Consider the following 24191-nt stretch of genomic DNA (forward strand, 5'->3'; position numbering starts at 1 on the left):
AGGGCTGTGGGGGAGCGATGGTCATGCAGCCGCCAGCTGGCCTGCGGCGGGCGCGCCTGGTTGCGCCGCGCTGGCCGGTTTCAGCAGGCAGGCCACGCGGGCGACGATGTCGTCGATCTGGCTCTCGTCGCATATCAGCGGCGGCAGCAGGCGGATGGTGGATTCGCGCGTCACCGTGATCAGCAGGCGCTGCCGGGCCAGCGCGCGGCCCACCAGCTCCTGGCAGTTGCGGTTCAGCTCGATGCCCACCATCAGGCCCTGGCCGCGCACGGCCAGCACGTCGGGGTGGCCGTGCAGGGCCTGTTGCAGGCCGTTGAGCAGGCGTCGGCCCAGGCGCCTGGCTCGGCCGGGGATGTCCTCGCGTTCCATGATGTCCAGCACGGTGCAGCCCACGCGGCAGGCCAGCGGGTTGCCGCCAAAGGTCGATCCATGCTGGCCGGGCGAGATCAGGTCGGCCGCAGGCCCGCGCGCCAGGCAGGCGCCGATCGGAATGCCGTTGCCCAGGGCCTTGGCCAGGGTCATCACATCGGGGGCGATGTCCGCATGCTGGTGGCCGAACCAGGCTCCGGTGCGTCCCAGGCCGGTCTGGATCTCGTCCAGCATCAGCAGCCAGCCGTGCTGGTCGCACAGGCTGCGCAGCTGGCGCAGGTAGTCGGGGCTGGCCAGGCGGATGCCGCCTTCGCCCTGCACGGGCTCGATCAGCACGGCCACGATGTCGCCATGCTGGGCGGCGGCGTGGTGCACGGCCCCGATGTCGTCATAGGGCACGCGCACGAAGCCCGGCATCAGCGGCTCGAAGCCGCGCTGCTTGGCCGGGTTGCCCGTGGCCGACAGCGTGGCCAGCGTGCGGCCGTGAAAGCCGTTGTCCATCACCAGGATCTGCGGCCGCGCCACCTGCCTGCGGTGGCCATGCAGGCGCGCCAGCTTGAGCGCGGCCTCGTTGGCCTCGGCGCCGGAGTTGCAGAAGAAGGCCGTCTCCATGCCGGCCAGGGCGCACAGGCGCTGGCCCAGGCGTTCCTGCCAGTCGATGCGGAACACGTTGGAGGTGTGCAGCAGCAGGCCGGCCTGCTCGGCGATCACGGCAGCGATCTCCGGATGGGCGTGGCCCAGGCCGGTCACGGCCACGCCGGCAATGGCGTCCAGGTATTCGGTGCCGTGCTCGTCCCACAGCCGGGCTCCACGACCACGAACGAAGGAGACGGGCTGGCGGGCATAGGCCTTCATCAGGCGGGAATCAAGGGGTTGCATGGCTTTTTGCATGTCAAGGTCCTCAAGCGGGGTCAGGGTGGAATCGAAAAGGGTGGCGAGGGGGCGCGTTCAGGGCAGTGCCTGGGCCGCGGGATCGGGGCCGCCGGCGGGCCAGTAGAAGCTGTCCGGCTGGGCGCGGGCGCCGAAGATGGCCTGGCCCACGCGTACCACGGTGGCGCCTTCCTCGATGGCGATCTCGAAATCGCCGGACATGCCCATGGACAGTTCATCCAGCGAGATGCCCGCCGGCGCGCCCTGGCGCAGCTGGTCGCGCAGGCGGCGCAGCAGCACGAAGCATTGGCGCACGCGCTCGGCCTCGCTGGAGAACAGGGCCAGCGTCATCAGGCCGCGCACGCGCAGCGCACTGAAGGCGGGCAGGGCCTGGACAAATCCCTGCACCTCGTCGGGCGGCAGGCCGTACTTGCTGGCCTCGCCCGAGGTGTTGACCTGCACGAACACGTCCAGCGCCCGGCCTTCGGCCTGCAGGCGGCGGTCCAGCGCCTCGGCCACGCGCAGGTTGTCCAGCGCCTGGAACTCGCTGGCAAAGCGCGCCACCAGCCTGGCCTTGTTGGTCTGCAGGTGGCCGATGACGGACCACTGCAGATCGGCCAGGTCCTGCATGGCCTCCCATTTGCCGAAGGCTTCCTGGACCTTGTTCTCGCCCAGCATGCTGCAGCCCGCCGCATGGGCCAGGCGCAGGCTGGACTCGGGCTTGGTCTTGCTCACGGGCAGCAGGCGCACGCTGGCCGGCTCGCGCCCCGCGCGGCGGCACGCCGCGGCCATGCGCGCCTGCACGGTGGCCAGGTTGTGCCGGAAATCGTCCACCGTCTCGGCCTGGGGGTAGCGGCCGTGCTGGTCGTGGCGGGTCAGGGTGTCGGCGGCTTGGGCGGTGCCGCCGGTGGTGTCTTGTGTCGCAAGCATGGTTTCAGCTCCTTTTGATGGCGGCATCGGCGGCGGGCACATTGCCGGTGCCCGCCTCGCTGCGGGCGGCCCGGCGCGGCCACTGGCCGTTGAGCACGGCATGGGCCACCAGGCCGATGACCAGGCCCCAGAAGGCGCCGCCTATGCCCAGCATGGAAATGTTGGCTGCGGCGGCCAGGAAGGTGATCAGCGAGGCCTCGCGGGTTTTGGCGTCGGCCAGCGCATTGGCCAGGCTGCCGCCGATGGTGCCCAGCAGCGCCAGGCCCGCCAGCGTGGTGATGAAGGTGGCGGGAAACGCCATGAACACGGCCGCCAGCGTGACGCCGAACACGCCCACCAGGATGTAGAACACGCCCGCAGCGATGCCCGCGATCCAGCGCCTGGACGGCTCTTCATGCGCCTCCTTGCCCGTGCAGATGGCGGCCGTGATGGCGGCGATGTTGAAGGCGTGCGAGCCGAACGGCGCCATCAGCAGCGAGCCCAGGCCCGTCAGCGTGACGATGGGGTTGGCGCTGGTCTTGAAGCCGTCGTTGCGCAGCACCAGCATGCCGGGCATGTACTGGCCGGTCAGCGTGATCAGGAACAGCGGCAGAGCCACGCTCAGCAGGGCGTTGAGCGTGAATTCCGGCCGCGTGAACACGGGCGCGGCAAAGCGCAGCTGCAGCCCGGACAGGTCCACACGGTCCTGCGCCAGCAGGAACGCCAGGCCCAGCGCCAGGATGCCGACCACCGCATAGCGTGCCGTCAGCCGCTTGAGCAGCACATAGGCCACGATCAGCAGGCCGGCCAGCAGCGGGTCCACGCTCATGCCGCCAAAGGCCTTGATGCCGAACTGCAGCAGGATGCCCGCCAGCAGGCCCGAGGCCACGCCCGGTGGAATCAGCCGGATCACGCGCTCGAACCAGCCCGACAGTCCCAGCAGCACGAAGGCCGCGGCCGACACCACATAGGCGCCCACGGCCTCGGCATACGGCGTGGTGGCCAGCGCCGTCACCAGGAAGGCGGCGGCCGGCGTGGACCAGGCCGTGATGATGGGCTCGCGCGAGAGCCAGCTGAGCACCAGGCCCGTGACGCCCACGCCAATCGAAATCGACCACACCCACGAAGCCGTGAGTTCCGGGCTCAGGCCGGCCACCTTGGCTGCCTGGAACACCAGGATGAAGGTGCCGCCGTAGTTGACGATGACCGAGATCAGTCCGGCCACCACGGGGTGGACGAGGTCGCTGAAGCGAAGGGGTGAGTGTGTGTCTGATGAAGGCATGGTCTTCTCGTTTTCCTTGGGGGTTGGATTCCTGGCTGTCTGGGGAAAGAGGTATTTGAGCGCTGAAGTGGACTGAATGATCCGTACACTTCATCTTCTTGTTTCAGACCACTTTGCAATGGGTCCACAGCAGTTGCGTCAGTACAATGGCCTGCCAAAGAGGTGCATTGAGATGAAAGGCAGCAGACCGCATGAGCAAGACCTTCGAGCTTGAGACCCTGAAGATCCGCATGGGAGATGCCGACCTGCGCCAGCTGGATCTGCACCAGCGGGTGCAGCGCGCCATGCGTGCGCTCATCCTGGACGGCGCGCTGCTGCCTGGCCTGAAGCTGCCGGCCACGCGCTCGCTGGCCGACTCGCTGGGCATTGCCCGCGACACGGTGGAGAACGCCTACACCCAGCTGCACCGCGACGGCTTCATCGTGCGGCGCCAGGGTTCGGGCAGCTATGTCTCCGAGACCATCGGCACCGAGCTGCGAGGCCGGGCGGCGCGGCGCGGCCGGTCGCCCGAGCAAGAGCGCAGCACCTTTGCGGTCGGCGCAGCCGGCGCCACCAGGGCCGGCGCGGGCCTGAGCCGGCGCGGCCAGGCCATCGTCGATGGCGGCGGCATCACCGACCAGCAGACCATCCGGGCCTTTGCCACCGGCCTGCCCGAGACGCGTACCTTTCCCACCGATGTCTGGGAGCGGCTGCAGCGCCAGGCGCTCAAGGACTACCGTGCCAGCGTCCTGCTGCACGGCGACCCGCAGGGCGCCGAGCCGCTGCGCAAGGCCATTGCCACCTACCTCAACCTGGAGCGCGGCGCCAAGGTGGACGCCGGGCAGATCGTTGTGCTCAGCAGCACGCGGCAGGCGCTGTTCCTGTGCGCACAGCTGCTGGTGGATGCGGGCCGACCCATACTTCTGGAGAACCCGGGCTACTTTGGTGCCCGCAAGGCCTTCGAGTCGGCGGAGGCCAAGGTCCTGCCCATCGACGTGGACGCGCAAGGCATTCGCACCGACCTGCTGCACGCCGACCGCAGCGGCGCCACCTGTGTCTATGTCACGCCATCGCACCAGTACCCCACGGGCGTCACCATGCAGCTGGAGCGGCGGCTGGACCTGATCCGCTGGGCAGCCGAAAGCGGGCGCTGGATCATCGAGGACGACTACGACAGCGAATTCCACTACGACGGCATGCCCACCGCCTGCGTGCAAGGCCTGGACAAGCATGCGCGCACCATCTACATCGGCACCTTCGGCAAGACCCTGTACCCGGGCCTGCGCATGGGCTACATGGCCTTGCCGCAGGAACTGGTGCGCGCCTTTGTCCAGGCGCGCAGCATCATGGACGGGCACACGCCCCAGATCCAGCAGCTGACGCTGGCGCGCTTCATGGAAGACGGCCACTACAACTCCCACGTGCGGGCCATGCGCAAGCTGTACGCTGGGCGGCGCGAGGTCATCCTCGAATCCATAGGCAGGCACCTGGCCGGCATCGTCACCGCGCCACGGCCCCAGGGCGGCATGCAGGTGCCCTGCCTGCTGGAGCCCGGCTGGTCCGAGGAGGACACCATCCGCCGCGCTGCCGCTGCCGGCGTGCTGCTGCAGGGGCTCAGCCGCCTGTACGCGGGCGAGCAGCGGCAGTCGGGCTGGCTGCTGGGCTATGCCTCGCTCACGGCCTACGAGATCGAGGCCGCCGTGCTGCGCCTGGCCAACGCGCTGCGAAAAACCTGACAGGTTGGGAGAAGCTGGACGCCGCATGCCTCAGTAGGGCAGGGGAAAGCGCCCGGTCAGGTCGGACACGCCTTCGTGGATGGACTTGAGCGTGCGCGCGTTCATGGTGCCGCTGCGTATGCCGCCCAGCGTGGCAAGAATCATGTCGCCGATCTCGCGGAACTCGTCGGCCCCCATGCCGCGCGTGGTGCAGGCTGCGCTGCCCACGCGGATGCCCGAGGTCACCAGCGGCCGCGCGCCATCGCCGGGCACGGCGTTCTTGTTGACCGTGATGCCGATCTGCTCCAGCGCCGTTTCCGCGGCCTTGCCCGTCAGCTCCCAGGGGCGCAGGTCGATCACGCCCAGATGGCAGTCCGTGCCTGCGGACACCACGGACAGCCCGCCCTGCGACAGCCGGTCGCACAGCACGCGGGCGTTGTCCACCACGGCCCGCGCATAGGTGCGAAAGGCGGGCTTGAGCGCCTCGCCCAGCGCCACCGCCTTGGCCGCCACCACATGCATCAGCGGCCCGGACTGCAGGCCCGGAAACACGGCGGCGTCTATGCGCCTGGCGATCTCGGCGTCGGCCGAGAGAATCATGCCGCCGCGCGGCCCGCGCAGCGTCTTGTGGGTGGTGGTCGTGGTCACATGGGCATGCTCCACGGGCGAGGGGAACACGCCTGCGGCCACCAGCCCCGCCACGTGCGCGATGTCGGCCATGAAGATGGCGCCCACCTGGTCGGCAATGCGCCGGAACTCGGCCCAGTCCATCTGCCGCGAATAGGCCGAGCCCCCCGCAATGATGAGCCTGGGCCGCTCCTTCAGCGCAATGCGCCGCACCTGGTCCATGTCGATGCGCTGGGAGTGGGCGTCCACCTCGTAGCTGATGGACTGGAACCACTTGCCCGACACGCTCACGCGGGAGCCGTGCGTCAGGTGCCCGCCCGAGCGCAGGTCCAGCCCCATGATCTTGTCGCCGGGCTCCAGGAACGCCAGGTACACGCCCTGGTTGGCCTGGCTGCCCGAGTGCGGCTGCACGTTGGCGTGCGCGCAGCCGAACAGCGCCTTGGCACGCGCAATGGCCAGGTTTTCCACGGCATCGGCATTGGCGCAGCCGCCGTAGTAGCGCACGCCCGGATAGCCCTCGGCGTATTTGTTGGTCAGCACCGAGCCCTGCGCCTCCATCACCGCGCGGCTCACGAAATTTTCCGAGGCAATCAATTCAATCGAGCGCGACTGGCGAATCCGCTCGGCCGCGATGGCATCCCAGGCCTCGCTGTCTGCCTGTTGAAGATCCAGTGAATTGATTTTGGGGAGCGATAAATCGTCCATGTCGCATTGGCTGTCTTGAGGGCTGAAAGCAGGAAAATTGGCGCTGCCCGTGTTTTTCGGGATTTGAAAACGGCAGCGCAACGGCTATCGGCAGTCTATAGAGCGAGACGGGCTTGATTCCGACCATGTTTTGGGAGTCGGGCAGACCAATCAAGGTGGCATGCCAATGTAATTCATGAAAAAAAGCGGTCTGGTTCATTCATGGAAATAGGTCTGTTTGAATCCATGATGCCTCCATAGAATTCGCCGCCAGACGTTGAAGTCATGAGGTTCAATATCGCAGGGAATCATCCGGAATCTTCAGTCGGGATGATTCATTCAAGGCGAAATAATGACGGATCAAGAAAATCCATGACAACGTGTCTGCCGTTTGCGGAGCGATTGCCAATTGGTAGTTGGAAATTGGCGATTGCGGCAGATGGAGAAGGCGGAGGGAGGGAATGGGCGATTTGACTCATATCAATCAAGTTCAATCACGCGGAGTTGAAAAATGAATCTCGATATCTCTCGGACGGATGACCCCGTGCGCGATGCACTCAAGAAGCTGTCCCTGCTCTGGAAGTCAAGAGCGGCCGTGAACCAGGACCTGCCTGATTACTGCGGCCTGGCGTTCGACCCCGCCCGGCAGGACTTCACCGCCTCGCTGCTGCCTTTTCGCGAGCACCAGGCATGGACAGAGGCGCCGCAGCACCTCAGGGACCAATGCCTGTCCTATGCCTGGGGCATCTACAACCTCAAGACCATCTACATCGAGTGCAACGTGGTCACGCCGGCCTGCGAGGACATCATCAAGACCCCGCCGCCCGGCGCCAACCGCGCGCTGCTGCAGGACGTCATGTCCCAGGCCCTGCTGGACGAGGCCTTGCACACCCGCATGTCCGTCATGGCCTGCAACTACATCTACGAGATGCGCGGCCTGCAGCCCCTGGACTTCTCCGACTTCAACCTCGTCGGCTGGCGCGATGGTGTGCTGGCGCAGTGCGGCGCCGAATGGGAGCGCCGCCTGGCGCGCTTCGCCATTGCCTGCGCCAGCGAGACCCTGATCACCGACTACCTCAAGACCATGGCCGAGGACCGCAGCATCCAGCCCATCTGCCATGAAGTCACCCGCACCCACGCAGTGGACGAATGGAGCCACTCCAGCGTCTTCAGCTCGGTGGCCACCGACATCGTCCAGGGCCTGAGCAACCGCGAGCGCAGCTACCTGCGCTCCATCATCCTCAAGACCGTGCAGATGTTCGCCAACAACGAACTGGGCGCCTGGTCCACCGTCTTCACCATGGTCGGCATGCCGCATGCGCGCGACATCCTGCACGACGTGGGCGACAGCAACGAGATCGGCGTCTACACCGACTCGGTGCAAAGCCTGATCGACCGCATCGGCCTGGCGGGCCGCAACCTTGGCGGCAGCGTGGCGCTGGTGTCCTCGGTCCTCGAGGAGATGCAGGCATGAGCGCCGCCCTCCAGGCAGGCGGCACGGTGGCGTACTGCGCCGCGGCGCGGGCAGAGGCGGGCGGCGTCATGGTCTACACCCTGCGCGTGCAGGGCGCTTCGCCGCAGTTCCTCGGCGGACTGCGGCCGGGGCGGCATGTATCCATCGAGCATGCCGACGCCAGCGGCGCCGTGCAGCAGCGGCTGTACTCCATCACCCGCTACGAGCCCTGCAGCGAGCACGACGGCGCCGGCCAGTTCGACATTGCCGTCAAAAGCTCGGGCCGGGGCAGCGTTTCAGACCACATGCATGCAGTGCTGCGCGCAGGTTCCACGCTGCCGCTCGGCCATGTGGCCGGCGACATCACGGCCGACCTGGTGCTGGGCCTGGACTCCCTGGTCATGCTGGCCGGTGGCATCGGCCTGACCCTGCCGCTGGCGCTGCTGCGCGAACTGGACCGGCTGCGCCAGCGGGGCCGGCGCGTGCCCCGCACCACGCTGCTGCTGTGCTTTGCGCGCGTGGCCGACATTCCGTTCCTGCAGGAACTGCAGCACCTGGCCGCCCATGCGCCCTGGTTCGACCTGCGCATACACATCACGCGCGAAGACATCGCCGCCCACGGCCCTTTCGTACCGGGCCGCCCCTCGCCGCAGTCCCTGCTGGCGCTGGGCCAGCCCCAGGCGGTTGTCATCTGCGGCGGCCACGCCTTTGCGCAGACCTTTCGCGAGCATGCGCGGGCCTGCTTTCCCGGTGCCATACAGCACATCGAGGCCTTCACGCCGCCCGTCGCATCCACGGCCCCGGCAGGCGACGCCGCGCAGGCATGCCAGTTGCAGATCGCGCACAGCGGGCAGATTGTCGAAGCCGCGTCCGGCAAAAGCCTGCTGGAAATCCTGGAGGGCGTGGGCATTGCCATCCGCAGCCAGTGCCGGGCCGGCATCTGCGGCAGCTGCCGCATCCGCATCACGGGAGGCAGTTCACGGCTGGAGGCGGACTTCTGCCTCAGCGACAGGGAAAAGGAAGCCGGCTATGCCTTGGCCTGCTGCACTTTCCCCTCGGCAGGCCATATCCACGTCGATCTCAAGCCCGGCGCCTGACGGGCTCCGCACGTTCCAAGCCACCTTCCTGCATCCACCCGAGTTCCTCCCATGAAAAAAGCCATCGCGTTGCGCCACATCCACTTCGAAGACCTGGGCACCCTGCATGCCGAGTTCGCCAGCCGCGGCTATGAAGTGCAGTACGTCGATCCCAGCATCGGCGAGCTTGACACCCTGGACCTGGGCCGTGCCGACCTGCTGGTCGTGCTGGGCGGCCCCATAGGTGCCCATGACGAGGCGCTTTATCCCTTCGTCGCCCAGGAACTGGCGGCCGTGCGCCGCTGGCTGGACAGCGGCAAGCCGCTGCTGGGCATCTGCCTGGGCGCCCAGCTCATTGCGCGCGCGCTGGGCGCCAGGGTCTATCCGCTGGGCGTCAAGGAAATCGGCTTTTCGCCCCTGGCGCTCACCGACTCGGGCCTGGCCTCGCCCCTGGCCAGGCTGGATGGCGTGCCCGTGCTCCATTGGCATGGCGACCAGTTCGATATCCCCGAAGGCGCCGTGCACCTGGCTGGCACCGCCATCGGCGCCAACCAGGCCTTTGCTGTGGGCACGCAGGTGCTGGGCCTGCAATTCCATCTGGAGGCCGACGCAGCCCGGCTGGAGCGCTGGCTGGTCGGCCATGCCTGCGAACTTGGCGTCGCCCAGGTGGACCCGCGCACCCTGCGCGCCGATGCCCAGAAATACGGCGGCCTGCTGGCCCTGGCCGCGCGCGATGTGCTGGCCGCCTGGCTGACCAACCTGGAGCGCAGCCGCTGAACCTGCGGCGCCGCCCATTCACCCATTTCCCCCACGCCGGAGCCGCCGCTGCGCGGCGCCGGAACCTCTGTTCCCGAAAAAAGGAGAGTCGAAGATGGTTGTCGTGTTGTTCGAACTGCAGGCCTTGCCCGGCCAGAACCAGACCTATGTGGACCTGGTCAACAAGCTCACCCCCATGCTCAAGCCCATGGAGGGGTTCATCTCGGTGGAGTGCTTCCAGAGCACGCTGAACCCCGAAAAAGTCATGTCCGTCACCACCTGGCGGGACGAGGAGGCCGTCGTCCAGTGGCGCAATGTGGAAGCCCACCTCAGCGCCCAGCGCGCGGGCCGCGACAAGATCTTCAAGGACTACCGCGTGCGCGTCACCCAGGTGCTGCGCGACTACGGCCTGAACGACCGCGTGCAGGCGCCTGCGGACAGCATCATGGGCAAGGCAGGCAGCTGCCCGGTCAGCCACGCCTGAGCGGCTGATCAGGCAAAAAAGGCAGGCGCCAAGAGGGCGCCTGCCTGTTCCTTGTGCGCTGTGCCTTGTGCCTTCAATGCATGGGCTGTGCCGCCGGCAATGTCTGCAGACAGTCTGCGGCGCCGGAGTCCGACGGTGCAGGGCTGCCCGGTTCAACGGCCCATTCAACCCGATTGCGCCCGGCGGCCTTGCCTCGGTAAAGCGCTGCATCGGCCTGGCGAAGCGCGTCCTCCAGGCCATGCGTGCCGTGGAAAGGCGGAGAAATCCCGATGGTGACCGTGCAGCGCAGCACGGGACCGGCGCCTGCAATCCTGATCGCCTGGCTTTCAATGCCTGCACGCAGGCGCTCTGCCAGCTGCATGACGCCATCGCCGTCCGTTTCCAGGCAAACGGCCACGAACTCCTCGCCGCCAATGCGGCCTGTCAAGTCACCACGCCGCGCCGTGGTGCGCAGCAGGTCTGCCACGCGGCAGATCACCTCGTCCCCTGCCTGGTGGCCGTGCGTATCGTTGATCAGCTTGAAGTGATCGACGTCCATCAGCAACAGGCAGGCCGGCCTGGCACTGCGGTTGTTGAAGTACAGCTGCAATGCTTCAGAAAGCCCCCGGCGATTGAGCAGATGCGTCATGGGGTCGCGCGCTGCCGTATGGCGCAGGGCATCGGTCAGGCGCCGCAGCACAAGCCAGACAATGGAGGGCGGCAGCACCGTGGCCAGGGTGCACATGTAGACGTAGAAAAAGGTATGGAAGCGGCTGTCCAGCTGCAGGGCCTCCATGCCGCCGTCGACGATCTTCAGGAACTTCATCGCGTTCAGCACGCAGATGCCACCGATCAGAATCGCGAAGAAGATCATCTCCCCATACAGGTCCTTGGCGAACGTTCGCACGCCATACAGAGCGGTCAAGGCCATGACGAGGAACAGCACGGCCGCCATCGCCGCCAGCAAGGCGTAGCGTCCCGCGGGGCCGGCGCTCCACTGCACCAGGCACTGGGTCAGGCAATAGGCCACGGAAAACGCCAGCAGCGGGCGCCACAGCGGAACCTGTTGCCCAAAAAAGCGCATGGCGCCCAGCCAGTAGGCAATGGGCGCCGCCAACGTGAGCGTGTGGTTGGTCACGCTCATCACGCTCCAGTCGGGGCTGCCCTCGATCAGCTGCAGCACATAGGCCGAGCCCAGCAGCAGATTGCCCACGGCGAAGAAATCCATCCCCATCCTGTTGCCGTGCAGGCGCTGGCTGATGAGCAGGAACATGACCGAAAAGCACAGCAGGTGTGCGCACAGCATGCCGACAAGAATGGATGCAACCATGGGAACCGTGGTGAGGGAAAGGCACCTTGCTGATGCTGCCCGGCCGTGGTCAGCCGTGCGTCGCCAGAAACAACCATGCCAGATCGAGACGCGCGCTGTTTTGCGGCACCGGCATGGGCGGGAAGTCTAGTCACTTTCCGCTTCTTGTGGCCACGGTGTCTTGCCCGCGGCCTTGATCTGCGGCAATGCGAAGGCCCGGCAGGCCCTCGTGCATGGCCGGGACGGGCATCTTGGAGAGATGGACGGGGTGGCCGCCTCGCTGGCGCCAAGCCTGAAAAAAGCCCGCTGAGTGATCAGCGGGCTTGTTCTTGACAGCACCTGTCTGCCGTTGTGGGCGGTGCCAACGCAAGAAGGTGATGGTCCGGGTCCGGCCTTCAGTTGCGAGCTGCCGCTGCCGCCATTTCGGCGAGAAACGGGCCTTGGGCCGCTTCGGGCTTGCATTCGATGAGGAAGTCTTCGCGATCCTGGTCCTTGATCCAGTTCGGAGGCTTGCCCCGACCTGTCCACGTCGCGCCTGTGGCCGCGTCGCGATACTTCGCCGGCGCGCTGGTTTTTGCAGGGATGTAGGGGAACACTTGCTGCATGGTGAACCCGAAATCGGTCACCAGCTTCTGGACCTTGGACAGGGCTGCGTCGGCCGCCGAGGTGCGGGCCTTGGCAATTTCCATGTCCAGCGCGGCCTTGGCCGCAAGGAGTTCTTTGAGGGGCTGTGTCATTGGTGTCGTGAAATTTTGAAGCCAGATTATGGGGCCGATCGGGTGGGCCGCGCTTGCTGGCCGGATCGTGCGAGCCGTGGTACGAGGGGGTGATGGCACGGCTTGTGGCTCCCGGCCCTGCCGTGGGGCGCCAGGATGTCGGCGGCCCGAAGCGTGGTTTGGACACTGCCGCGGCAAGAGCGTGGGAAAGCGGTGCGGCTATGGCTGCTTTGGTCAGAATCCATGTGCCACAACGAAGAGCCGTGGCCCGCGAAGGGCTGTGGCCCGAATGCATTGTGCAGGCAGCCGGTCTACCGGGATTTCACGCTGCGCACGAATTCCGTGCCTACCTCACCTCCCAAAAGGCCGTCCAGGGCCGCCACACGCTTCAGCGCTTCCTCGGCTTTGAAGCCATTGCCCTCCAACACGGCCAATGCATCGTTGTGCAGGGCATAGGCCAGGTGTGCAGCGATCCGTACGCTCGGATCTGCGTCCACGTTGCTTCCCAGATACCCGCTCAGGAGAAGCCGGATGTCGTACAAGGCTTGGGCCAGGATTTTTGACTCGTCGGTGACCATGGGTTGTTCCTGCCATGAATACTGGCGACTGTGTGCCGCGGAGCTATGAATGAAAACACTCGGGCCATTTACGGCCCGGCGTGATGGTGGGCATCAAGGCAAATGGCACCGTACTTTGCGACACAATCCGCCTCTTGAACAATTCTGAAGGAGATGGCCTGTGCCAGCGCCCCGCCATTGGATCGAATTCGTCGAGGACTGGCGTGCCGAACCCATGGCCTACTGGGTGCATGCCGAGCAAGAGGTCGGGCTCTGGTGCCGCGCCAGCCGTTACCTGCCTTCGGCACCTGCCCGCATTCCCCACAAGGGCTTTGCCGTTCTCTGTGTGGCGTTCGGGGCGCATGTACTGCGCTTTTCCTCTGCAGTCCAGCTCGATGAGTGCATTCGTGTACTTTCCATGAAACCCTTGCCCACATCGCGTCAGTTGTCCAGCCTGCGCGGCACGTCCCTGGGGCCAAACGGGCATTGGTTGAGCCGGCTGCCGGTAGCGATCAAATCCGGAAAGGCCAGAGGGCGGGTAGTGATGGGGCTTGAGCAGACGCGGGCAGCGATAGTAGATTGCAGCTGGCACATGCTGGACCGCAGCATCGACCAAGTCGCTCCGTGTGCAGGATCAAATCTCCAAACAACCTCTTGACGGTTCACGGCTAGTCGGGCCGAGTGGCGAAAGCTCGGCACTCCCATCACCAACACCCAGGAGCTCCAATGATCATCACCACCACCCCCCAGATCGAAGGCCGCCGCATCACCCGCTACTGCGGCGTGGTCGCGGGCGAGGCAATTTTGGGCGCCAATGTGTTCAAGGATCTGTTCGCAGGGCTGCGCGACATCGTGGGCGGGCGCTCGGCCACCTATGAGCGCGAGCTGCAGCGGGCGCGCGAGATTGCGCTCAAGGAGCTGGAGGAACGCGCCCAGGAACTGGGCGCCAATGCCGTGGTGGGGGTGGACCTGGATTACGAAGTGCTGGGCCAGGGCAACGGCATGTTGATGGTGTCCGCCAGCGGCACGGCCGTGGTGCTGGAGTAGGCAGGGCCATTGGCCAAATTGGCCAAATTTGGCCAGGGAGGCCTGGGAAGTCAACGCGGCGCTGCGCCCGGCATCCCCAGGCAGCGGCCCAGCGCCCGCGCGGCCTCGCCCAGGCGCGGGCCGGGTCGGGAGACCACGTCCGTCTCGACCAGGTCCAACGCGCAGATGCGGCCCGAGCGCACGGCCGGGATGCGGCTCCAGCCGGGGCGGGTGGCAAAGCTGGCCGATGGCGTCTGCGGCGTGTGGATGATCAGTTCTGGCTGCTGGCGCAGCACGTATTCGGGCGTGATGCGCGGAAAGGGCCCCAGATTGGGTGGCAGCACGTTGCGCGCGCCCAGGCGCTGCAGCAGCTGGCCGATGAAGGAGTCCGGCCCCGCCGCGTAAGGCGTGGCGTCCACCTCGAAATACACCTTCTGTCCGGCAGGCGCGTGCGCAGCCAGCGCCCTGGCCTGCTGGTCCACCTCGGCCTGCATGCGCGCCAGCAAGGCGCTGGCGCGCTGCACCTGCAGCAGTTGGTCGAGCTTGTTCAGCACCTGCTCCAGCTGCGCCATGTCGTTGGCATCCAGCGCCAGCACGGGAACGCCGAAGCGCTCCAGCTGTGCGATGACGGGTGCGGAATACGCCATCAGCACCACGTCGGGCCTGAGCCGCACGGTGGCCTCCACCAGCGGGGCAAAGGTGTGGCCCAGCTTGGGCAGGGCGGCCACGCGCGCCGGGTGGTTGGAGAATTCGTCCACGCCCACGATGCGCTCGCAGGCTTCCAGCGCGCACAGCGATTCGGTCAGCGAAGGCAGCAGCGAGACGATGCGCTGTGGCACGCGCTCCAGGCGCACCTGCCGCCCACGCATGTCGGTGACGGTGTAGGCGGCGGTTGCCCCGCCTGTTCCCGCATTCGCCGCCTTTTGCGCAAAGGCATTGCCCACGCCGCCTGCGCAGGCCAGGGCGGCGGTCAGCAGCAGGATGCGGGGCAGGCGCGAAAGCAGGGGCAAAAGCAGGGGCATGGGGTCAAGGCAGAGGTGTCCAGCGCACGCTGACGAACACGGTGCGGCCTGCGTTGGCATAGCCGCGCGTGGGGGCGTAGTCGCGGTCGGCGATGTTGTTGACACGGGCCAGCAGCGTCCATTGCCTTGTCAGCTGGCGCTGGGCATAGAGGTTGACCACGCCGTAGCCGCCCAGCTTGAAGGTATTCGCCTCGTCTGCGTAGCGGCCGCTGTACAGCTGGGCTTCGCCGCCCAGCGTCCAGCCGACCGCCTGGGTGTCGGCATTGAGCTTGAGCATGCGCTTGGAGCGGTAGGGCAGCAGCTTGCCGGTCTCCAGGTTCTCGGGGTTCATGAAGTCCAGCGAGGCGCCCAGATTGGCGCTGCCCAGGCGCGTGCTGCCCGCCAGCGTCAGGCCGGTGATCTCCACGCTCTGCCAGTTGCGGTAGCAGTTGCAGGGAAGGGCGCTGTTCCAGTCGTAGGTGATGAGGTTCTTGAACTTGTTGCGGTAGACCACGGCCGAGAGGCGGTTGGCACCGGCCGCATAGTGCAGGCCCGTTTCCACGTTGGTGCTGCTTTCGGGCTTGAGGTCGGCCGCTGCCTGGCCGGTGAAGCGCTCGTACAGCGTGGGGGTTCTGAAGGCCGTGCCGGCCGATGCCACCCAGCGCCAGCGCTCGTCGATCTGCAGGCCGTAGCCCAGGCCGCCCGTGGTCTTGTTCTGCTGGTCGCGCACCTGGTCGTGGCGCAGGTTGGCGTCGAACTGGTGGCGCCCCTCCGTCAGGCGCCAGCCGGCCGACAGGGAGTTCTGCACGCGCCGGCTGTCGGTGTTCTGGGTCCAGGCGTATTGCGTGTCCAGCCTGTCCTCGCGGCGCTCCAGGTCGATGTTGAAACGGTGCTGGCCCAGCGTGAACAGGTTCTGCAGCAGGTAGTTGGTGGAGCGGCCCTTGGCGCTTTCGGGCGACTGGGTGTGGCGGTCGCTTTGGCTGTCGGTATGGGAGATCTGGACCACGCTTTTGTAAATGGCGTTCCAGCCGGCCTGCCAGCGCAGGCTGCCGGTGGTGTTCTTGACGACGTCGTAGTCGTCGAACGGCGGCGGGCTCTGGTCGTAGTGGGTGCGCAGGCGGCTGTGCAGCAGGCTGGCGTCGATCTGGTGGATGCCTGTCTTGTAGCCCGCGTTCAGGCCCAGCGAGGTGTTGCTGTAGCCATCCTTGTCCGGGTTGGGCGAGAAGGTGTTGCCGGGGTAGACGTCAAAGCCGTCGCTGCGCTCGTCAGCCAGGTTCAGCCCATAGGTGAAGCCGTTGGCCCCGCCCTGAAATCCCGTGGCCAGCTTGCTGCTGCCCTGGTTGCCTATGCCGGCCTCGGCATAGGCGCGGGTCTGGCCGTCCGCCCGCTTGGTGAAGATCTGGATCACGCCGCCCATGGCGTCTGAGCCATAGATGGCGGCGGCCGGGCCGCGCAGCACTTCGATGCGCTCTATCTGCGCCAGCGGCAGCGTGGACCAGACCGCGCCGCCCTGCAACTCCTGCGAGCTGTAGCGCACGCCGTCGATGAACACGGCAGTGTGCTGGTTGCTGGTGCCGCGCAGGTAGACCGATGTGACCTGGCCCGGCCCGCCATTGCGGTTGATCTGCACGCCCGGCACCTGCGCCAGCAGGTCGGCCACGCCGGTGGCGCCGCTGCGGGCAATGGTCTCGGCGTCGATCACGGTCATGTCGGCCGTGACGGTGCGCAGGGACTGTTCGCTGCGCGAGGCGGTGACGACCACGGTATCGAGCAGGGAGGTCTGTGCGCGCTGCGCCTGTTGTGCCTGTGCTTGGGCCTGGCAGGCCAGTAGCGAGGCCGCAGCCAGGGCGGACAACGTGCGCAGTACGGGGAACGCCGAGGGCGAGCGAAGAGCGGCGCCAGGGGCGCGCGCGAGGGCGAGGGTGTGCATGGATGCGGACCAGTTGCGCGCCAGCGACCCCGCCGGCACGGAAACCAAAAAGACCGGCTGCGCTGCATGCGCGGCCGGCCGCCTGTTGGCCGGTATCCAGACTGGTGACGCACTCGCCAAGGCCTTCCCGGGCTGTACGCCCAGTGGCACGGGTTTGGCGGGGGCCGGTGCATGCACGCGGCGTTTCACTCACTGTTGCGGGGGCAGTACACGCGGGCGGCTTTTATCTGGCCGCCCCATGTTTCCCGTTTAACCGCAGCCCCTGGGGCTGCTGGCACCAACGGCGGCGATTGTACGGCGGGGCGTTCAGTGAGGATGTAAAGCTTGCTTGACATGTCGGCGGATGGCGGCGCAGAATGTCAAGCATCCTTTACACATTGCGAGAGACTTCCATGAATCAAACAACGGTCACCAACCGCCGCTACCAGAAGGAGCTGGGATTTGCGCTGCTGCTCTACATGGCGCTGCTTGTGGGGGCGCTTTTGCTCAGCGCCGACATGCAGGCCGGGGCCCTGCGCACGGCGCTGCTGCTCAGCCCCATGCTGGCGTTTGCGCTGGCCGTGCGGGCCATCGTGCGCCTGGTGCGCGATACCGACGAATTCCTGCGCAAGTCCATGCTGGAGCAACTGGCGATTGCGGCGGCGGGTACGGCGGGCCTCACCTTCACCTACGGATTCCTGGAAATGGCAGGTTTTCCCAAGCTCAGCATGTTCATGGTGTGGCCCTTGATGGGTGCACTCTGGGTGGCTGCCTCGGTGGCCCACTGGCTGCGCAGCCGATGAGCCGGCCTGCCAAGGTGGCCCTCCCATGAAAAATGACCCCTACGCTACCCTTGCTGCGCAAGGTCCGCTGCCCCCCGAGGGGGTGCTTTTTCATCTTGGGGCGGCCCGGCGATGAAAAATGACCCCTACGCTACCCTTGCTGCGCAAGGTCCGCTGCCCCCCGAGGGGGTGCTTTTTCATCTTGGGGCGGCCCGGCGATGAAAAATGACCCCTACGCTACCCTTGCTGCGCAAGGTCCGCTGCCCCCCGAGGGGGTGCTTTTTCATCTTGGGGCGGCCCGGCGATGAAAAATGACCCCTACGCTACCCTTGCTGCGCAAGGTCCGCTGCCCCCCGAGGGGGTGCTTTTTCATCTTGGGGCGGCCCGGCGATGAAAAATGACCCCTACGCTACCCTTGCTGCGCAAGGTCCGCTGCCCCCCGAGGGGGTGCTTTTTCATCTTGGGGCGGCCCGGCGATGAAAAATGACCCCTACGCTACCCTTGCTGCGCAAGGTCCGCTGCCCCCCGAGGGGGTGCTTTTTCATCTTGGGGCGGCCCGGCGATGAAAAATGACCCCTACGCTACCCTTGCTGCGCAAGGTCCGCTGCCCCCCAAGGGGGTGCTTTTTCATCTTGGGGCGGCCCGGCGATGAAAAACACCATCCGTGAACTGCGCGCCGAGCGCGGCTGGAGCCAGGCTGCGCTGGCGGACCTGCTGGGCGTGTCGCGCCAGACCGTGAACGCGATCGAGACGGGCCGCTACGACCCCAGCCTGCCGTTGGCATTCGCCATCGCCCGGGTGTTCGAGACCCGGATCGAGGCGATCTTCCAGGAGGGTTGAGCGCAGCGCTCAGGCCACGATCATGACCAGCAGCACCAGGCCCAGCAGGGCCAGGTAGGCCTTGGCATGCAGGGCATCGGGAATGCGGCCGATCAGCGGTGCCGCCAGCCTGATGCCCGTCCACGATCCGGCCGTCAGCAGCGCAAAGGCCTGCAGGTCCACATAGCCCACATGCCAGGGGCCCAGCCCCGCGCCCCGCGATGCCAGCATGTAGGCAGCGGTGCCCGCCACGGCCATGGGCAGGGACAGCGGGCTGGCCATGGCCGTGGCGGCCACCATGCTGGCGCCGCGCCGGCGCATCAGCGGCACGGTCATCACGCTGCCGCCCACGCCCAGGAAGGCCGCGATCGCACCAATCGCCAGGCCTGCAATGGCGGCGGGCCTGCGGCCCATGGGCTGCAATTGGGCGGTGGTGCCGTGCACGAAGCCCGGGCGCAGCACCGCGTCGGCAATGGTCAGCGCAAGGTAGGCAATGAAGGCCCAGCGCACCCAGTCGCCGTTGAGCCAGGTGGCGGCCGCCGCGCCCGCCACGGCGCCGACCGCAATGAAGCCGGCCAGCGGTCGCACCTGCTCCCACGGCAGGGCGCCCGCACGATGCTGGCGCAGCGTGGCCATGGAGGCGCCAAAAATCATCACGCAGGTGGAGGTGGCCACGGCAATGTGCATGGCCGCCTGGCCAATGGCGGAGTCCGCACCGTGGATGGTGGTCAGCAGCGCATAGAGCAGCGGAACGGCCACGAAGCCGCCGCCAAAGCCGAAGAGCACGGTGGTCACGCCGGCAAGCACACCGAAAGCCAGCAGCAGGAGAGGAAACACAGACAGTCCTTTGGAAAAAACGAGCAAGGACTGAACCTTAGGATGCCGCGGTTTGGCCTGCTTTCGCGGATGGGTCAATAATCCTCGAATTCCCGCCAAAGCCTGTCGGCTGTTTTCCGGACCTTCCCATGCTCAACATCCCGCTGCATTCCGTGGACGCCGTGGCGCGCGATGTGCTGGCCATCGGCACCGACTACACGCCCGGCACCTTGCTGCCCACGCACAGCCACCGGCGCGCGCAGTTTCTCTATGGCATGAGCGGGCTGATGGAGGTGGCCACCGACGACGGCGCCTGGACCATCCCGCCCTACAGCGGCGTATGGATTCCGGCCGGCAAGCCGCACAGCGTGCGCATGCAGGGCGTGAGCACGCGCAGCCTGTACATCGAACCGGCTGCCGCGCCCCGCCCGGGTGTGCATTGCGAGGCCCTGGTCGTCACCCCGCTGCTGCACCAGTTGCTGCTGTCCTGCGCCGACCTGCCGGCGCTGTACGACGAAGCAGGCCGCGACGGCGCCCTGGTCACGCTGGTGCTGCACGAGCTGGCCTCGGCCCGCAGCCTGCCGCTGTTCGCGCCCATTCCCCGCGATGAAAAACTGGCCGCCCTGTGCAAGCAGTTCCTGGCCCAGCCCAGCATCCGCGCCACGCCCCAGGATTGGGCACAGGCGCTGAACAAGAGCCTGCGCACCTTCAGCAGGTTTTTCCAGCAGCACACAGGCATGGCCTTTGGCGCCTGGCGCCAGCAGGCCTGCCTGCTGGCGGCGGTGTCGCGGCTGTCTGCGGGCGCCTCGGTCACGCAGGTGGCGCTGGACCTGGGCTATGACAGCCCCAGCGCGTTTTCCACCATGTTCCGCAAGGCGCTGGGGCGGGTGCCTTCGGAGCTGGTGAGCCGGGTCTAGGCGGGAACGCTGGCCTGGGCAGCCGTTTCCCGTGTCATGGCCCAGAACACCAGGGCCGTCAGGCTGAACGCCGCCCCCGCAACGCAGACCCCTTGCCAGCCAAACCGCGCGTAGGCATTGGTGGCAATCAGCGCCCCCAGCCCGCTGCCCACGGCATAGAACAGCATGTACAGACCCACCAGCCGGCTGTGGGCCTGCGGGTTGCTGCGAAAGATCAGGCTCTGGTTGGTCACATGCAGGGCCTGGCCGCCCAGGTCCAGCAGCACGATGCCGGCGACCAGCGCCCACAGCGATTGCTCCAGCAGTGCAATCGGCGCCCAGGCCAGCAGCAGGATCACCAGCGCGCCCAGGCTGGTGCGCTGCGCGAAACCCTGGTCGGCCCAGTGCCCGGCACGGGCTGCTGCCAGTGCGCCGACCACGCCGGCCAGGCCAAAGGCGCCGATGGCCGTGAGCGACAGGCTGTAGGGCGGTGCGCTCAGCGGCAGGACCAGGGCGCTCCAGAAGATGTTGAAGGTGGCAAACATCAGCAGGGCCAGCATGCCGCGTGTGCGCAGCATGCGGTCCTGGCGCAGCAGCTGGAGCATGGAGGCGAGCAGCTGCGTGTAGCTGGGTGCATGCAAGGGCATCGCCAGCCGGGGAAGTTGCCGCCACAGGGGCCAGGCCAGGGCCAGCATCAGCAGGGCCGAGCAGGCATAGACGCCACGCCAGCCAGCCAGGTCACCCACGGCGCCGGCAAACACGCGCGCCAAAAGCAGGCCGATGAAAACCCCGCCCTGGGCTGCGCCCACCACGCGCCCGCGCTCATGCGCCTGGCTGGCGCTGGCCGCATAGGCGATCAGCCCCTGCGTCATGGCCGTGCCCAGCAGGCCCACGGCCAGCATGCCCGCCAGCAGCAGAACGGCCGAACGCGCGGTGCCGACTGCCGCCAGGGCCAGCACCAGGCCCAGCAACTGCAAAAGCATGAGCCGCCGCCGCTCCAGCCGGTCGCCCAGCGGTACCAGCAGCAGCAGCGCCAGCGCGCAGCCGGCCTGCGTGGCGGTGACCACGCCGCCCACGGCTGCATGGCTGATGCCGAAGTCGGCCGCCAGCGCCTCCAGCAGCGGCTGGGCGTAATAGACATTGGCCACGCTCAGGCCGCTGGCAGCGGCGAACAGCAGCACCAGGCTGCGCGGCATGCGGACCGTGTCCGGGGCAGGGAAGGCGTTCATGGGATGAATCCAGTTGCAAAACAAAACTGGTTTGATGCTAGTTGAACCAGTTTTTAAATGCAACCACAATGACGGCATGAAAGAAGACATCCGCCCTGACACACCGCAGCCCTGTCCGGTGGCCCGCTCCCTGGATGTGATCGGCGACCGCTGGTCGCTGCTCATCGTTCGCGATGCCTTTGACGGCATCAGCCGCTTTGGCGATTTCCAGCGCAGCCTGGGCGCGGCCCGCAATATCCTGGCCGACCGGCTGCGCCGGCTGGTGGAGGCCGGCATCCTCGAAACCCGCCCCGCCGCCGAAGGCTCGGCCTACCTGGAATACGTGCTCACGGCCCAGGGCCTTGAGCTGTTCCCGGTGATCGTGGCCTTGCGGCAATGGGGCGAAGGCCATCTGTTCGCGCCGGGCGAGGCGCATTCGCTGCTGCTGGACCGCCAGACCGGCCAGCCCGTTGCCCCCATGCTGCCGTGCGGTGGGGATGGCCGGGCCTTGCTGCCGGGCCAGACCGTGGTTCGGAAAATCGGTTGATGGATGTCCGAGCTTCCTCGCCATGAAAACTGGCCCCCACGCTCCCCTTGCAGCGCAAGGTCCGCTGCCCCCCGAGGGGGGAGCTTCTCATCTTGGGGCGGCCCGGCGATGAGAAATGGCCCCCACGCTCCCCTTGCTGCGCAAGGTCCGCTGCCCCCCGAGGGGGGAGCTTCTCATCTTGGGGCGGCCCGGCGATGAGAAATGGCCCCCACGCTCCCCTTGCTGCGCAAGGTCCGCTGCCCCCCAAGGGGGCCGCTTTTCATCTTGGGGCGGCCCGGCGATGAAAAAAGCGCCCGTCACGACGGGCGCTTTGTCTGGGTCAGCGCAAGGGCCGGTAACGGGCCATCAGAACCGCGCCGTCATCCCTACGAAGTAGGTACGGCCGCCGTTGTCGTAGTTGGCGCCGATGGTGCGGGTTTCCTTGTCGGCGAGGTTGATGATGCCGGCGCGCAGGGTCAGGGTGTCGGTCACGTTGTAGTTCATGGACACGTCAAAGGTCGTATAGGCCTTGGCGAAGGTGGTGGCCGTGCCCGTGGTCACGACTTCCTTGCCCACGTGGCGGGCGCTGAACATGGCGGACCAGCCCTGGCGGATCTGCCACTGCAGCGACGAGTAGATGGACAGCTCGGGCACGGCCAGCAGCGAGGCGCCCGTGCTCAGGTTCTTGGATTCGAACATCTTGGTGATGTTGGTGTTCCAGGTCAGGCCCTTGGCCAGGGGAACATTCACGAAGCCTTCCAGGCCGCGCGTGCGGGCACGCTGGGCGTTGGCCATGCGGGTCCACCAGAAGCCGTTGTAGAAGCCCAGCGGCTGGTAGTCGATCTTGTTCTTGAAGTTGGTGTGGAAGTAGGTGGCACCCAGCGCCCAGCCATTGCGGTCCCAGCTGGTGCCCAGCTCGAAGTTGGTGCTGGTCTCGGGCTGCAGGTCGGGGTTGCCGGCCATGTAGCAGCCGCGCGTGCCGTCGGCGTTGACGCTGGTGTTGGTCCAGCCCATGCCGGCCAGGCTGCGGCAGCCGTTGCCCCCGGATTGCGTGGCGGCGCTGGCCGAGTTTTCCTTCAGGTTGGGCGCACGGAAGCCGCGCGAGACGCCGCCGCGCACCGTCCACTCCGAGGCCGGGTGGTAGACCAGGTAGGCGCGCGGGCTCCAGTTGTTGCCGTATTTCTGGTGGTGGTCCATGCGCAGGCCCAGCGTCAGCGCCAGGTTCTCTCGCAGGAAGATCTGGTCCTCGCCGAACAGTGCCCAGGTGGTGGCGCTCAGGCCCGAGCCCGAGACCGGGCGCCCCGCGTAGTCGATGGGCGCCAGGCCGATGGTGTCGCGGTTGTCCAGCGACTCGCGGCGCCACTGCATGCCCAGCGTCATGGCCTGGTCCAGGCCCCACAGCTTCAACGGCTTGTCGATGCGGCCGTCCAGCGTGGTTTCCTTGGAGTTGTTGCCGATGGTGTCGCCCTTGTCCTCGTACTTGTTGTGCACGAGGTTGAGCTTGGAGGTCAGGTCGCCCCAGCGGCCGTCATGGCTGAGGCCGAACTTGGTCTGCTCCAGCTTGCTCAGGCCCCAGGGATAGACCACCTGGTCGCCCGACGCCGTGCGCGCGTCGGATCCCGTGGCGCGCTGGATGCCTTGCGCGGCCTCGATGCCGATCACCTGGTCGGGTGTGAGCTGCCAGTTGAGCAGGGCGTTGAGGTTTTGCTTGCGCGAGCCGGCCGTCGATTGGTAGGTGCCCGGGAAGCCGCCCGTGCTCTCGTCGGCTGCGCGGTCCGTGTAGTTGCCGCCCAGGCGCAGGCCGAACTTGTCGGACAGCGGACCGCTGATGTTGAAGCCCAGCTGGCGCGTGTCGCCGCGGTCGCCGTCGGAGGGCTTGCTGTAGTTCAGCGTCGTCGAGCCGCTCCAGCGCTTGCCGATCTTGCGCGTGATGATGTTGATCACGCCGCCCATGGCGTCCGAGCCGTACAGCGAGGACATGGGGCCGCGCACCACCTCGATGCGCTCGATCATCTCGGGCGAGATCCAGTCCAGATCCTGCGAGCCCAGATCGTCGCGGTAGTTGATGCCGGCCGAGTTGCCCTGGCGCTTGCCGTCCACCAGGATCAGCGTGTACTTCTCGGGCAGGCCGCGCAGCTTGATCTTGGACTGGGCGCCCGTGCCGGACAGGCCGCCGGTCACGCCGGGAATGGTGGACAGCAGCTCGCCGATGCTGGTGACGGGCTTGCGCTCGATGTCCTCGCGGGTGATCACGCTGATGCTGGCCGGCGCTTCCTTGATGTCCACGGCTGTGCCCGAGGCGGTCACCACCACGGTGGACAGGGACGTGTCGGCCTTGTTGTCGGCTGACTGGGCATGGGCCATGGCTGTGCATGCCAGGGCGGCGCAAAGAGGAAGCGGGCGGAGCACCGAGATTCTGACCATCTTTGTAAAGTTCCGGTTT

Annotated in this window: 23 protein-coding genes and 1 riboswitch; of the genes, 11 read left to right on the top strand and 12 right to left on the bottom strand. The window is 66.9% G+C overall.

Annotated elements, in window-relative coordinates; all coding sequences use genetic code 11:
- Window positions 1-21 precede the first annotated feature (21 nt).
- From A9976_RS04705 to A9976_RS04715, 3 genes are all read right to left on the bottom strand, one after another.
- Window positions 22-1248 carry an aspartate aminotransferase family protein gene (locus A9976_RS04705; protein WP_183018020.1) on the bottom strand — a complete coding sequence of 409 codons (1227 nt, stop codon included), beginning with the start codon at window positions 1246-1248 and terminating at the stop codon, window positions 22-24.
- 69 nt (window positions 1249-1317) lie between these two features.
- On the bottom strand, window positions 1318-2169 hold the full coding sequence (locus tag A9976_RS04710) for a YggS family pyridoxal phosphate-dependent enzyme (RefSeq protein WP_183018021.1): 852 nt from the start codon (window positions 2167-2169) through the stop codon (window positions 1318-1320).
- Window positions 2170-2173: 4 nt separating this feature from the next.
- The gene (locus tag A9976_RS04715) at window positions 2174-3430 is read right to left on the bottom strand and encodes a benzoate/H(+) symporter BenE family transporter (RefSeq protein WP_183018022.1); all 1257 of its coding nucleotides are present in this window, start codon (window positions 3428-3430) and stop codon (window positions 2174-2176) included.
- A gap of 191 nt (window positions 3431-3621) precedes the next feature.
- Between A9976_RS04715 and A9976_RS04720 the strand changes: the two genes are divergently transcribed.
- Window positions 3622-5145, top strand: coding sequence for a PLP-dependent aminotransferase family protein (locus A9976_RS04720; RefSeq protein ID WP_183018023.1), 1524 nt, complete (start codon window positions 3622-3624; stop codon window positions 5143-5145).
- Between the two features lie 30 nt (window positions 5146-5175).
- Here the strand turns inward: A9976_RS04720 and A9976_RS04725 are convergent, their stop codons facing one another.
- Window positions 5176-6456: a serine hydroxymethyltransferase gene (locus tag A9976_RS04725; protein WP_183018024.1), complete on the bottom strand. Its 1281-nt coding sequence runs from the start codon at window positions 6454-6456 to the stop codon at window positions 5176-5178.
- 490 nt (window positions 6457-6946) lie between these two features.
- Here A9976_RS04725 and A9976_RS04730 point away from each other — a divergent pair, with 490 nt between their 5' ends.
- From A9976_RS04730 to A9976_RS04745, 4 genes are all read left to right on the top strand, one after another.
- The gene (locus A9976_RS04730) at window positions 6947-7909 is read left to right on the top strand and encodes a diiron oxygenase (RefSeq protein WP_183018025.1); all 963 of its coding nucleotides are present in this window, start codon (window positions 6947-6949) and stop codon (window positions 7907-7909) included.
- Complete coding sequence (locus A9976_RS04735) at window positions 7906-8985, top strand: 2Fe-2S iron-sulfur cluster-binding protein (protein WP_183018026.1); 1080 nt, start codon at window positions 7906-7908, stop codon at window positions 8983-8985. The genes A9976_RS04730 and A9976_RS04735 overlap by 4 nt, the downstream gene beginning before the upstream one ends.
- 51 nt (window positions 8986-9036) lie before the next feature.
- On the top strand, window positions 9037-9741 hold the full coding sequence (locus tag A9976_RS04740) for a glutamine amidotransferase (RefSeq protein WP_183018027.1): 705 nt from the start codon (window positions 9037-9039) through the stop codon (window positions 9739-9741).
- Between the two features lie 94 nt (window positions 9742-9835).
- Entirely contained in the window at window positions 9836-10204 is a 369-nt protein-coding gene (locus A9976_RS04745) for an antibiotic biosynthesis monooxygenase (RefSeq protein ID WP_183018028.1), read from the top strand.
- Window positions 10205-10277: 73 nt separating this feature from the next.
- Here the strand turns inward: A9976_RS04745 and A9976_RS04750 are convergent, their stop codons facing one another.
- From A9976_RS04750 to A9976_RS04760, 3 genes are all read right to left on the bottom strand, one after another.
- Window positions 10278-11513 (bottom strand): GGDEF domain-containing protein, encoded by a 1236-nt coding sequence (locus A9976_RS04750; protein WP_183018029.1) that lies wholly within the window; start codon window positions 11511-11513, stop codon window positions 10278-10280.
- Window positions 11514-11887: 374 nt separating this feature from the next.
- Window positions 11888-12229, bottom strand: coding sequence for an H-NS family nucleoid-associated regulatory protein (locus tag A9976_RS04755; RefSeq protein WP_183018030.1), 342 nt, complete (start codon window positions 12227-12229; stop codon window positions 11888-11890).
- Between the two features lie 290 nt (window positions 12230-12519).
- Entirely contained in the window at window positions 12520-12786 is a 267-nt protein-coding gene (locus tag A9976_RS04760; protein WP_183018031.1) for a hypothetical protein, read from the bottom strand.
- Between the two features lie 160 nt (window positions 12787-12946).
- Here A9976_RS04760 and A9976_RS04765 point away from each other — a divergent pair, with 160 nt between their 5' ends.
- Both A9976_RS04765 and A9976_RS04770 read left to right on the top strand, forming a co-directional pair.
- Complete coding sequence (locus tag A9976_RS04765; protein ID WP_183018032.1) at window positions 12947-13423, top strand: hypothetical protein; 477 nt, start codon at window positions 12947-12949, stop codon at window positions 13421-13423.
- Between the two features lie 68 nt (window positions 13424-13491).
- Window positions 13492-13812, top strand: a complete 321-nt coding sequence (locus A9976_RS04770) for a heavy metal-binding domain-containing protein (RefSeq protein WP_012205554.1) — start codon at window positions 13492-13494, stop codon at window positions 13810-13812.
- 50 nt (window positions 13813-13862) lie between these two features.
- Here the strand turns inward: A9976_RS04770 and A9976_RS04775 are convergent, their stop codons facing one another.
- Window positions 13863-14813 (bottom strand): ABC transporter substrate-binding protein, encoded by a 951-nt coding sequence (locus tag A9976_RS04775; protein WP_183018033.1) that lies wholly within the window; start codon window positions 14811-14813, stop codon window positions 13863-13865.
- Between the two features lie 4 nt (window positions 14814-14817).
- The gene (locus tag A9976_RS04780) at window positions 14818-16722 is read right to left on the bottom strand and encodes a TonB-dependent receptor domain-containing protein (protein WP_183018034.1); all 1905 of its coding nucleotides are present in this window, start codon (window positions 16720-16722) and stop codon (window positions 14818-14820) included.
- Window positions 16723-16791: 69 nt separating this feature from the next.
- A riboswitch (cobalamin riboswitch) is annotated at window positions 16792-17019 on the bottom strand.
- 95 nt (window positions 17020-17114) lie between these two features.
- Here A9976_RS04780 and A9976_RS04785 point away from each other — a divergent pair.
- Both A9976_RS04785 and A9976_RS04790 read left to right on the top strand, forming a co-directional pair.
- A complete protein-coding gene (locus tag A9976_RS04785; protein WP_017406629.1) occupies window positions 17115-17504 on the top strand; it encodes a hypothetical protein in 390 nt (129 codons plus the stop codon).
- Between the two features lie 627 nt (window positions 17505-18131).
- The gene (locus A9976_RS04790; RefSeq protein WP_013802457.1) at window positions 18132-18323 is read left to right on the top strand and encodes a helix-turn-helix transcriptional regulator; all 192 of its coding nucleotides are present in this window, start codon (window positions 18132-18134) and stop codon (window positions 18321-18323) included.
- Window positions 18324-18332: 9 nt separating this feature from the next.
- On the opposite strand, the gene A9976_RS04795 is transcribed toward A9976_RS04790, so the two are convergent.
- Window positions 18333-19139: a sulfite exporter TauE/SafE family protein gene (locus A9976_RS04795; protein WP_183018035.1), complete on the bottom strand. Its 807-nt coding sequence runs from the start codon at window positions 19137-19139 to the stop codon at window positions 18333-18335.
- Window positions 19140-19267: 128 nt separating this feature from the next.
- Between A9976_RS04795 and A9976_RS04800 the strand changes: the two genes are divergently transcribed.
- The gene (locus A9976_RS04800; RefSeq protein ID WP_183018036.1) at window positions 19268-20035 is read left to right on the top strand and encodes a helix-turn-helix domain-containing protein; all 768 of its coding nucleotides are present in this window, start codon (window positions 19268-19270) and stop codon (window positions 20033-20035) included.
- Here the strand turns inward: A9976_RS04800 and A9976_RS04805 are convergent.
- Complete coding sequence (locus A9976_RS04805) at window positions 20032-21243, bottom strand: MFS transporter (protein WP_183018037.1); 1212 nt, start codon at window positions 21241-21243, stop codon at window positions 20032-20034. The genes A9976_RS04800 and A9976_RS04805 overlap by 4 nt on opposite strands.
- Window positions 21244-21319: 76 nt before the next feature.
- Here A9976_RS04805 and A9976_RS04810 point away from each other — a divergent pair, with 76 nt between their 5' ends.
- Window positions 21320-21769: a helix-turn-helix domain-containing protein gene (locus tag A9976_RS04810; protein ID WP_183018038.1), complete on the top strand. Its 450-nt coding sequence runs from the start codon at window positions 21320-21322 to the stop codon at window positions 21767-21769.
- A 345-nt stretch (window positions 21770-22114) separates the two neighbouring features.
- Here A9976_RS04810 and A9976_RS04815 read toward each other — a convergent pair whose 3' ends face one another.
- Window positions 22115-24112, bottom strand: coding sequence for a TonB-dependent receptor domain-containing protein (locus A9976_RS04815; RefSeq protein WP_183018039.1), 1998 nt, complete (start codon window positions 24110-24112; stop codon window positions 22115-22117).
- Between the last annotated feature and the right edge of the window lie 79 nt (window positions 24113-24191).

The sequence above is a fragment of the Delftia sp. UME58 genome, assembly GCF_014170385.1.
Classification (GTDB): domain Bacteria; phylum Pseudomonadota; class Gammaproteobacteria; order Burkholderiales; family Burkholderiaceae_C; genus Comamonas; species Comamonas acidovorans.